The sequence below is a fragment of the Allomuricauda sp. NFXS6 genome (assembly GCF_040148835.1).
In the GTDB taxonomy this organism is placed as follows: Bacteria; Bacteroidota; Bacteroidia; order Flavobacteriales; family Flavobacteriaceae; genus Flagellimonas.
Genome location: NZ_JAGEMG010000009.1, coordinates 96,201 through 107,057 on the forward strand (window position 1 = coordinate 96,201; position 10,857 = coordinate 107,057).

At 41.7% G+C, this 10,857-nt stretch carries 11 protein-coding genes and 1 tRNA gene; 10 read left to right on the forward strand and 2 right to left on the reverse strand.

Going from position 1 to position 10,857, the window contains the following annotated elements; genetic code table 11:
* Positions 1-37: 37 nt before the first annotated feature.
* Positions 38-370, forward strand: a complete 333-nt coding sequence (locus J4E06_RS13820; RefSeq protein WP_349524543.1) for a hypothetical protein — start codon at positions 38-40, stop codon at positions 368-370.
* Between the two features lie 7 nt (positions 371-377).
* Here J4E06_RS13820 and J4E06_RS13825 read toward each other — a convergent pair whose 3' ends face one another.
* The gene (locus tag J4E06_RS13825; RefSeq protein ID WP_349524544.1) at positions 378-1,478 is read right to left on the reverse strand and encodes an acyltransferase family protein; all 1,101 of its coding nucleotides are present in this window, start codon (positions 1,476-1,478) and stop codon (positions 378-380) included.
* A gap of 209 nt (positions 1,479-1,687) precedes the next feature.
* On the opposite strand from J4E06_RS13825, the gene J4E06_RS13830 reads away from it, so the two are divergent.
* Complete coding sequence (locus tag J4E06_RS13830) at positions 1,688-4,486, forward strand: 2-oxoglutarate dehydrogenase E1 component (RefSeq protein WP_349524546.1); 2,799 nt, start codon at positions 1,688-1,690, stop codon at positions 4,484-4,486.
* A 22-nt stretch (positions 4,487-4,508) separates the two neighbouring features.
* On the forward strand, positions 4,509-5,729 hold the full coding sequence (gene odhB, locus J4E06_RS13835; protein ID WP_349524547.1) for a 2-oxoglutarate dehydrogenase complex dihydrolipoyllysine-residue succinyltransferase: 1,221 nt from the start codon (positions 4,509-4,511) through the stop codon (positions 5,727-5,729).
* A gap of 214 nt (positions 5,730-5,943) precedes the next feature.
* Here the strand turns inward: odhB and J4E06_RS13840 are convergent, their stop codons facing one another.
* Positions 5,944-6,384, reverse strand: coding sequence for a retropepsin-like aspartic protease family protein (locus tag J4E06_RS13840; protein ID WP_349524548.1), 441 nt, complete (start codon positions 6,382-6,384; stop codon positions 5,944-5,946).
* 101 nt (positions 6,385-6,485) lie between these two features.
* Here J4E06_RS13840 and J4E06_RS13845 point away from each other — a divergent pair, with 101 nt between their 5' ends.
* From J4E06_RS13845 to J4E06_RS13875, 7 genes are all read left to right on the forward strand, one after another.
* Positions 6,486-7,253 carry a TatD family hydrolase gene (locus J4E06_RS13845; RefSeq protein WP_349524549.1) on the forward strand — a complete coding sequence of 256 codons (768 nt, stop codon included), beginning with the start codon at positions 6,486-6,488 and terminating at the stop codon, positions 7,251-7,253.
* A 4-nt stretch (positions 7,254-7,257) separates the two neighbouring features.
* Positions 7,258-8,289: an asparaginase gene (locus tag J4E06_RS13850; protein WP_349524550.1), complete on the forward strand. Its 1,032-nt coding sequence runs from the start codon at positions 7,258-7,260 to the stop codon at positions 8,287-8,289.
* 66 nt (positions 8,290-8,355) lie between these two features.
* Positions 8,356-8,443: transfer RNA gene (locus J4E06_RS13855), tRNA-Ser, on the forward strand.
* Between the two features lie 77 nt (positions 8,444-8,520).
* Positions 8,521-9,249 carry a MotA/TolQ/ExbB proton channel family protein gene (locus tag J4E06_RS13860; RefSeq protein WP_119607592.1) on the forward strand — a complete coding sequence of 243 codons (729 nt, stop codon included), beginning with the start codon at positions 8,521-8,523 and terminating at the stop codon, positions 9,247-9,249.
* 26 nt (positions 9,250-9,275) lie between these two features.
* Complete coding sequence (locus J4E06_RS13865; RefSeq protein WP_349524551.1) at positions 9,276-9,713, forward strand: hypothetical protein; 438 nt, start codon at positions 9,276-9,278, stop codon at positions 9,711-9,713.
* Between the two features lie 14 nt (positions 9,714-9,727).
* Positions 9,728-10,333, forward strand: coding sequence for an ExbD/TolR family protein (locus tag J4E06_RS13870; protein WP_349524552.1), 606 nt, complete (start codon positions 9,728-9,730; stop codon positions 10,331-10,333).
* Positions 10,334-10,345: 12 nt separating this feature from the next.
* Entirely contained in the window at positions 10,346-10,828 is a 483-nt protein-coding gene (locus J4E06_RS13875) for an ExbD/TolR family protein (RefSeq protein WP_349524554.1), read from the forward strand.
* Positions 10,829-10,857 lie beyond the last annotated feature (29 nt).

Below are 10,857 nucleotides of genomic sequence, written 5' to 3' on the forward strand. Positions count from 1 at the left end.
ACGTAAATAGGGTATGCTATCCAACTTTACAACCAGTATGGAGTTGCTGGAAGCAGTCCAGAAAGAACAACTCTATCTAAAATTGTTGCAACAATTAAAAAAGGATTTTGAATTGGCCAATGTGCCCATCAATATTCCCTTGGACATTACTCCCGAGCAACTTAAAAGTACCATCCACGAAAAGGTTTATTACTTGATCGTGGAAAAGTTCCCGGAATATCTCAACCTATTATATGTAGTGGATATAGCGGAGAGCGAGGTAAAAAAAATAACCCCGTCGGATGTCGTTGATATTTCGGCGGAGGTATCTTTTTTATTATTGAAAAGGGAATGGCAAAAAGTATGGTACAAAGCCAAATATAGCAGTTGACCTTTGGTCAGACCTTCACGTAAATGCCTCTTTTGTCCATAATGTAACCCACGAGCCAACAAGTCAGCATAATCCAAAGGGCAAATAATAATGAGCCCACGTGGCCGCCTGACCACGATATGAAAACATTGTCGGCAATCCATCTGTAAAGCGATTCCCCGTTAACATCGATAGCAAAAAGAGTGATGATGAACAGTTCCGATAATAGATAAATAAACAAGGTATTTTTACCGAACACTTCAAAAAAGTAGCTCCAGCTTTTCGCCTTTTTCATATCAAGGATATAAATAAGTATGGCAATGGCAAAAAGGTCGATACCACAGGTGAGCAGTACAAAGGAGCTTGTCCAAAGTTTTTTATTGATGGGCAGAACAAGATCCCATGCCAAGCCTGCGAAGACCAGTACAAACCCGAACATCATCAATTTGGCTACCGTTTCAAAGTTTTGACCGTTATTCTGAATAAATCTACCCGCCAAGTAACCGATGATGACATTGACTATGGCAGGAAGTGTGCTCAAAAATCCCTCGGGGTCAAAAGCGATACCTTCTCCATGGTACATATGGTTGGCGCCGATAAGCCACTCGTCCAATTTTAGAACAGCGTTCCCGGTCAAGGTTAGGTCGCCAAAACCAATTAAAATAAGATGGTAGCCTACTAAAAAGGTAACGCTCAGCCATATAGCGGTTTTGGTCTTCACAAAGTGAAGGATTATGGATGCGAACATATAGCACAAGGCAATACGTTGCAAAACCCCGAAAACCCTAGTTTCCGAAAATGGTTTTAACTGGCCATCATCAAAAAACGGATACCAATACATTAAAAAGCCCAATAAAAAGATAATGGCAGTTCGCTTCAGAACCTTCTTAAAAAAAGCAGGGTTGCCCATGCTTTCATACTTTTTCATGCTGAAGCTCATGGAATTTCCCACCACGAACAAAAAAGTGGGGAAAACAAGATCGGTCAACGTAAAACCGTTCCATTCGGCATGCAACAATGGTGAAAATGTGGTAGACCAGTTGCCGGGTGAGTTGACAATGATCATTAGAGCAACATCCAAGCCCCTGAAAACATCAAGGGAAAGGTATCGATTTTTAAGTTTGGACATGTTCAGTTGGTTTAGCTGGATGTCCAAGTTAAATTATTTTTAGTTTTCACTGTTAATTTCAGTTAAAAATTTCATTTTTATTGCTTTGCTGTTTATTCTGTGATATAGTTGTAAATTTGAGTAAGAAATTAAAGGGAATACAAGCATATAAATGCTAAAACCCGTATTTTTGACAAAATTTTCCATAAAGTTTTGGAGAAACACAAAGAATGGACAAATATTCATTTTTAAACGCTGCGCACACCTCGTTTTTTGCGGAGCAATACGAAAAATATCTAACGAATCCCGATAATGTAGAGCCCAGTTGGAGGGCTTTTTTTCAAGGATTTGATTTTGGTTTGGAAGGTTCCCTCGAAGATTTGGGAATTGAATCTGACAAAGGCGGAATGGTCGTGCTTTCCAATGGCAGGAAAGTGGAAATGCCGGAGGCCCTACAAAAGGAGTTTCAGGTAATTCGACTTATCGATGGTTACCGTTCCCGTGGACACCTCTTTACCGAAACCAATCCGGTTAGGGAGCGAAGAAAGTATGTCCCTACCTTGGACATCGACAATTTTGGCTTGAGCCAAGAGGATTTGGATACTGTTTTTGATGCAGGAAAGATATTGGGCATTGGCCCGGCGTCGCTCAAAAAAATTATCAGTCACTTGGAGAGTATCTATTGCGATGCGATTGGAGTGGAGTACATGTATATCCGAACCCCTGAACGAATCCAGTGGATTCAGGATTGGCTCAATAAGAACGATAATCACCCCAATTACACCGCAGAGGAGAAAAAGAATATTCTCAGAAAATTGAACGAGGCCGTTTCTTTCGAAAACTTTTTGCATACCAAATATGTGGGACAAAAACGGTTTTCATTGGAAGGTGGCGAATCCTTGATTCCTGCTTTGGACGTAATCATTGAAAAAGCAGCCGATAAAGGTGTGAAACAATTTGTGGTAGGGATGGCCCACAGAGGTCGTTTGAACGTTTTGACCAATATTTTCGGGAAATCACCCAAAGATATCTTTAGCGAGTTTGATGGTAAGGATTACGAAGAGACCATTTTTGATGGTGACGTAAAATATCATTTGGGCTGGACTTCAAAACGAGAGACTGATTCCGGGAAAATGGTCAATATGAACATTGCCCCGAACCCATCGCATTTGGAAACCGTAAACTCTATTGTTGAAGGTATAGCCAGGGCCAAGCAAGATCGAGATCACAGTGATGAAATTTCTGAAGTGCTGCCGATCTTAATCCATGGGGATGCCGCTTTTGCTGCCCAAGGAGTCGTGTACGAAGTGATTCAAATGGCTCGTTTGGATGGGTATACCACAGGCGGAACCATTCATATTGTAGTGAATAACCAAATCGGGTTTACCACGAACTATTTGGATGCAAGGTCATCCACCTATTGTACCGATGTCGGGAAAGTAACGCTATCGCCCGTACTTCACGTAAATGCCGATGATGCCGAGGCCGTAGTGCATGCCACCACCTTTGCGTTGGAATACAGGATGCGTTACAAGCGTGATATTTTCCTGGATTTGTTGGGCTATAGAAAGTATGGGCATAACGAGGGTGACGAACCTAAGTTTACCCAGCCACTTTTGTACAAATCCATCTCCAAGCATAAGAACCCTCGTGATATCTACGCAGAGAAGTTGATAGCAGAAGGCGTTATTGACGAGAACTACGTAAAGGAGCTCGAAGAAAAATATAAGAACGATCTTGAGGAAAATCTTATGGATTCCCGTAAAATAGAGAAGACCAGAATTACCCCTTTCATGAAAGATGAGTGGGAAGGTTTTGAACAAGTTACCGAAGAGGTGATGTTGAAACCTATGGATACTTCTTACGACCTCAAAAAATTGGATGAAGTAGCCAAAAGCATTACCAAGCTTCCGGAGGATAAAAAGTTTCTGAGAAAATTGGTGCGATTGGTGGAAGGTCGCCACAAAATGTATTTTGAGGACAATAAGCTCGATTGGGCCATGGGCGAACTTTTGGCCTATGGATCCTTGATAGAAGAAGGTTACGATGTTCGTATGACAGGACAAGATGTGGAACGAGGAACCTTTTCGCACAGACACGCCGTCATCAAAACCGAAATGCACGAGGAAGAAGTAGTATTGTTGAACGAAATGGGAGATAACCAAAACGGAAAGTTCCATATTTACAACTCGCTACTATCAGAATACGCCGTAATGGGATTTGATTATGGATACGCCATGGCAAGTCCAAATACATTGACCATCTGGGAGGCACAGTTTGGGGATTTCAGTAATGGAGCCCAAATTATCATAGATCAATATTTATCTTCTGCAGAAGACAAATGGAAGTTGCAAAACGGATTGGTGCTCTTATTGCCTCACGGTTACGAAGGTCAAGGAGCGGAACACTCATCAGCTCGTATGGAAAGATACCTGCAACTCTGCGCCAAGGATAATATGTTCGTGGCAGATGTGACTACGCCAGCTAACCTGTTCCACTTGTTCCGTAGACAAATGAAAGCCAAGTTCCGTAAGCCATTGGTGGTATTTACGCCTAAAAGTTTGTTGAGGCACCCAAAAGTGGTGTCCACCAAGGAGGAAATGGCCAAGGGAAGTTTCCAAATGGTGATAGATGATGCAGGGGCCAAAGCGACCAAAGTAAAAACATTGGTGTTCTGTACCGGTAAATTCTATTACGACCTTTTAGATAAAAAGGAAGAGCTGAAAAGAGATGATGTGGCCTTGGTGCGTTTGGAACAATTGTTCCCGTTACCAGTAAAGGAAATACGAAGCATTATTAAAAAATACAAGAATGCCGACGATATTGTTTGGGCCCAAGAAGAACCACGGAACATGGGGGCTTGGAGCCATATGCTGATGCATTTGGACGAGGCCAAACAATTTAGGGTGGCATCCCGCAGATTTTATGGCGCTCCGGCAGCAGGTAGTGCCGTGCGCTCAAAAAGACGTCATGCCGAGGTGTTGGACTACGTTTTTGACAAGAGCAAGGATAATATGAAATTAAGATAATTCAAGTATAAACTATAACAGAATGGTTTTAGAAATGAAAGTTCCCTCACCAGGGGAATCCATTACAGAGGTTGAAATCGCCGATTGGTTGGTTGAGGATGGTGACTATGTAGAGAAAGACCAAGCCATAGCCGAAGTTGATTCGGACAAGGCAACTTTGGAGCTTCCGGCCGAGGAGAGTGGAATTATTACCCTTAAGGCCGAAGTGGGGGACGCCGTAGCCGTTGGCGAGGTGGTTTGCCTCATCGATACAAGTGCTGAAAAACCCGAAGGTTCATCAAGCTCATCCGGTAAAAAAGAAGAGCCAAAAAAGGAAGAACCTAAAAAGGAAGCACCTAAGAAAGAGGAGCCCAAAAAGGAAAGCTATGCTTCTGGGACGCCATCACCAGCGGCAAAGAAAATATTGGACGAAAAAGGGATTGACCCATCATCGGTTTCCGGTAGTGGAAAAGATGGGCGTATCACCAAGGATGATGCTGTAAAGGCAAAACCTGCTATGGGAACACCAACAGGGGGCAATCGTGGTGAAAGCCGTTCCAAATTGTCGATGCTGCGCAGAAAAGTGGCCGAGCGATTGGTTTCTGCAAAGAACGAGACCGCGATGCTGACCACCTTCAACGAAGTGGACATGTCCGCCATCTTTGAATTGCGTAGCGAATACAAAGAACAGTTCAAGGAGAAGCATGGTGTGAGTCTTGGGTTTATGTCCTTTTTTACCAAAGCTGTGATTCGGGCTTTGGAAATGTATCCATCCGTGAACTCGATGATCGATGGCAAGGAAATGATTACCTATGATTTCTGTGATATCAGTATTGCGGTGTCCGGGCCTAAAGGTTTGATGGTTCCCGTAATCAGAAATGCGGAGAACTTGACGTTCAGAGGAATCGAATCCGAAGTAAAACGTTTGGCTATCCGTGCCAGGGAAGGTGAAATCACTGTGGATGAAATGACGGGAGGTACCTTTACCATTACTAATGGGGGGGTATTCGGTTCCATGTTGTCCACTCCGATCATCAACCCACCGCAAAGTGCAATTTTGGGGATGCACAATATTGTGGAACGTGCCATTGTTAGAGATGGAGCGATTGCCATTGCACCGGTAATGTACGTAGCGCTATCTTACGATCACAGAATTATTGATGGTAAGGAATCCGTTGGATTCTTGGTTGCTGTTAAGGAAGCCTTGGAAAGTCCAGAAGAATTGTTGATGGACGGCAACGTGAAAAAAGCGTTGGAACTATAAGATAATGTTGCCTCGAACGTTGTCGAGAGGTTAATAAATTACTGATTTAGGCAATAACTTGTCAATTCGAGTGATTTTTTGATGCATAGTATCGAAAAATTGTATCGAGAATCAGATTGGAAAAACCTTGTTCTCGATACTTTTTCTTTAGGAAAAAACTCGAACTGACGGTTTTACCCAACAAACATTGAGGATATCCAACTGGAAAATGCCTTTACTTTTTTAAGTAGAGGCATTTTTTATTGTAGTCGATTACGGCCTTGGCTTTTTTAAGGATATCGGCACCGATAATGCCATCTACGGGCAATGCATTATGTGCAATCAAAGCTTGGTTCACGTGGGTAAGGTCAAAAAGGACCACTTTCTGCTTTTTCTTTTTCCAATCCCCGATCTGGATTTTGTTTTTGTTGGAGATCAGAGTTTCCATTTCGGTGGCGCCGGCTCCAGCAGCTTTAATGTCCGTAGCCTCGGAAGCCATTTCAAAAAACTCGATTTTGTCCATCCCCACACAAGTGTTGGATGCGCCCGTGTCCAAGATGAACTTTCCCGTAACCCCATTGATGGTTGCTACGAGTTCAAAGTGGTTGGTTTCGGTAAATGCCAAAGGTATTTTAATGTAGTCTTTGGATTTGAGTAATTTTTTGAGTGATGCCATATTGTTAATTTGGAGATATCATGCTGAGCGCAGTCGAAGCATCTATGGTATAATTTAGAAACAAAGTTTTGGGACATCTAAGATAAGCCTATTTTTGCGATATGATTATAACCGATACCCATACCCATTTATATAGTGAAGCCTTTGACGAGGATAGAAGTGAAATGATGCAACGTGCCCTGAATGCGGGAGTGGAACGTTTTTTTATACCAGCTATCGATTCCACGTATACGCAATCCATGCTAGATTTGGAATCCAATTATCCTGACAATGTTTTTTTGATGATGGGTTTGCATCCCACCCACGTAAAAGAAAATTATAAGGATGAACTGGCGCATGTGGAAGGGTGGTTGACCAAAAGAAAGTTCTACGCTGTTGGTGAAATAGGGGTGGACCTGTATTGGGACAAAGCTTTTTTGAAAGAACAACAAGAGGCTTTTGCCTATCAAATTCAATTGGCGAAAAAGCATCGATTGCCGATCGTGATTCATTGTCGTGATGCTTTTGATGAGGTTTTCGAAGTATTGGAGCAAGAAAAGGGAGATGACCTGTTCGGAATCTTTCATTGTTTTACGGGAACTTTGGAACAGGCCCATCAAGCTATGTCATACAATATGAAATTGGGCATTGGGGGCGTAGCTACCTTTAAAAATGGCAAAATCGATAAATTTTTGAACCAAATCGACTTAGAACACATAGTTTTGGAAACCGATGCACCCTATTTGGCACCGGCGCCTTATCGCGGTAAACGAAACGAAAGCTCCTATATAGTAAAGGTATTGGAAAAGCTTTCCTCCATATATAGCATACCTGAAGAAAAAATTGCTGCTATCACTACCGAAAACTCCAAAAAAATATTCGGAATCTGATTGTATGAAAAAGAAAACCAACATACTGTTAATTTATACCGGGGGAACCATCGGGATGGTAAAGGATTACAAAACGGGTGCACTCAAGGCCTTCAATTTTGAGGAACTCGTCAAAAATATCCCAGAGCTGAAGCAATTGGACTGTAACCTGAGAGGTATTTCATTCGAAGACCCTATCGATTCCTCCAATATGAACCCCGGTTATTGGGCGGTGATTGCGTCGATTATTGAAGAGCATTACCAAGATAATGATGGTTTTGTGGTGCTGCACGGTAGCGACACGATGAGTTATTCTGCATCGGCATTGAGTTTTATGTTGGAAAACCTTGAAAAGCCGGTAATTTTTACCGGTTCGCAATTGCCCATTGGAGATTTGCGCACCGATGCCAAAGAGAACTTGATCACTTCCATAGAGATTGCGGCGCTTCAGAAAAAAGGAAAACCTGTGGTACAAGAGGTGGGTTTGTATTTTGAGTACAAATTGTACAGGGCCAATCGAACGACCAAGATAAATGCTGAACATTTTGAAGCATTTAACTCTCTAAACTATCCGCCTTTGGTGGAGTCTGGTGTGCATTTAAATGTACATCATAATTATTTGATCAAAAAAGTGACCAAAAACAAGTCACTTCAGGTACATAAAAAGATGGATAATCGGGTGGCGATTTTAAAATTGTTTCCCGGGATAAATCAAAATGTGTTGCAATCAGTATTGAACATTCCCGATTTAAAGGCGCTTATTTTGGAAACATACGGTGCAGGAAACGCTCCGATGGACGAATGGTTTTTGAATGCGATAAAAATTGCCGTGGAAAAAGGATTGCATATAATTAACGTAACCCAGTGCTCAGGCGGGAGTGTTTTTATGGGGCATTATGAAACCAGTGAAAAGCTCAAGGAGATGCAACTGGTTAACGGAAAGGATATTACAACCGAAGCCGCCATAACAAAAGCAATGTACCTATTGGGGACGGGCGTTCCGCCCAAATTGTTCAAGACTATTTTTGAGACACCACTCCGTGGTGAAATGGTGTAAAATTAACGCCTCAAATTTCTATAACTAATTATTTTTTTGTTTATTGGTCGGCCTAAATGGAATAATAGAGAGGTGGCCGAGTGGTCGAAGGCGCACGCCTGGAAAGTGTGTATGCACCAAAAGTGCATCGAGGGTTCGAATCCCTTCCTCTCTGCAAGGTATTTTAGTTTTTCAATTGTAAAATTTTTATATCTTTATATTATTAACTAACTAAATTTAAGTTTAAGTAAAATGAAAAAAATATCCTTTACTCTGGCTGCTGCCGGAATGTTTGTGATGGGAACTACAACTGCATCTGCAGCAATGTTGCAAGAAGAAGCTGAAGCCAGCAAAGGTTTCACCCAAGTTTTGAAAGAACAATTTATACAAGGTGGGCCTGCCTTTATGGGTATCGTACTTCTTTGTTTGATCTTGGGATTGGCTGTAGCCATCGAAAGAATCATTTATTTGAATTTGGCAACTACAAATTCCACTAAGTTGAAGCAACAAGTTGAGGACGCATTGGCTTCCGGTGGTGTTGAAGCTGCCAAAGAAGTTTGTAGAAACACAAAAGGACCTGTTGCTTCTATCTACTACCAAGGTTTGGATAGGGTTGATGAAGGAATCGAGTCTGCTGAGAAAGCTGTAGTCGCATACGGTGGTGTGCAAATGGGTCAATTGGAGAAAAACGTTTCTTGGTTGTCTTTGTTTATCGCTATTGCTCCCATGCTTGGATTTATGGGTACGGTAATCGGTATGATCGCGGCCTTCCAGAAAATTGCAGCTGTAGGTAACTTAAGTGCTTCCTTGATTGCAGGGGATATTCAGGTGGCGTTGTTGACAACCGTATTTGGTTTGATCACTGCGATTATCCTTCAGATTTTCTACAACTATATTATTGCTAAAATCGATAGTATCGTAAATGACATGGAAGACAGCTCAATTGCATTGATTGACATGTTGGCTGCCCATAAGAAATAATTACGAATCAAAAACTATCGAGAATCATGAATAAAATAGTAAAAATATTACTCATCGTCATCGGATTGGTTGCTGCCGTTCTTTGGTTCTCCCTGCCGTCTGCCGATGATCCAAGTGCCATCAACAGTGGAGCAATGAACTTTATGTTCATAATTATGTACATCCTACTGGCTATTGCGGTAATCACCTCATTAGTATTTGGATTGGCAAAATTGTTCACCACTAAGGGTAGCATTAAGAAAGCACTGTTCGCCATTGGCGGATTGGCCATAATCGTGGCTATATCTTACGGGCTTTCATCCGATAATATGTCCGTGGTGGAAACAATGTCCGAAAGAGGCGTTGAGACCACCGAGGCAACTGTGAAAAACATTGGAATGGGATTGAATGTATTTTTTATCCTGACCGTAATTGCGGTTATTTTAATGATAGTACCAGGTTTGAAAAGAATGTTTGTTAAGTAAAAAAAAGTTGAATTATGCCTAGAAGAAAAGGAGCACCGGAAGTAAATGCCGGTTCCATGGCGGATATCGCTTTCCTCTTGCTAATCTTTTTCTTGGTGACCACCACCATAGAAACAGATGCAGGTTTGGATCGTATGTTACCGCCGATTGAGCCGCCAGATCAGGATGTTATTATAAAGCAGAAGAACATTTTTACGGTTAACATCAACAGAAATGGACAACTTTTGGTTGAAGATAATTTGATGGAAATGAAAGATTTGAGGGAAGCTGCCACCGCCTTTTTGGAGAACGGTGCAGATGGTACCTGTACTTACTGTAAAGGTAAAAAAGATCCTTCGTCATCAGATAACCCCACCAAAGCCATTATCTCGTTAAAGAATGATAGGGAAACCAAGTACAGTACGTATATTACGGTTCAGAACGAATTGGTTGGTGCATACAATGACTTGCGTAACCGTGAAGCACAACGCTTGTATGGTAGAGACTTTACAAAAATGGAGGCGGAATATCTGAATCCTGAGACACCATCAAGTGTAAGAGACGAATTGAAAGAAAAGGTGAAGCGTATCCAGGATATGTTCCCACAAAAACTTTCCGAGGCAGAAACAACAACCGATTAAAAACTATTCAATATGGCTAAGTTTACCAAAAAGAAGGAAGGAGATTTGCCAGCGGTGTCAACAGCTTCGTTGCCTGATATCGTTTTCATGCTACTGTTCTTCTTTATGACCGTGACCACGATGAAAGATAGTTCTCTAATGGTTGCCAATACCCTTCCCAACGCTTCCGAAATCAAGAAGCTCGAAAAGAAGGATCGTGTTATTTACATTTATGTAGGAACACCTACTCAAGAATATCAAAAGGTTTTTGGTACAGAACCAAAAATTCAATTGAATGACAAATTTGCCAATGTGGACGAAGTTGGTTCATTTATTTTGGCAGAACGTGCAAATAAACCGCAAGAACTTCAAAACGTATTGACTACTGCTTTGAAGGTGGATAAGGATGCCAATATGGGCCTTATTACCGACATTAAACAACAATTGCGAGAAGTGAATGCCCTTAAAGTGAATTATACCACTTATGAAGGTGACGCTTTTAACAATCTACAGTAGGCAATAGCTTAGATTTAGTGGGAAACGCC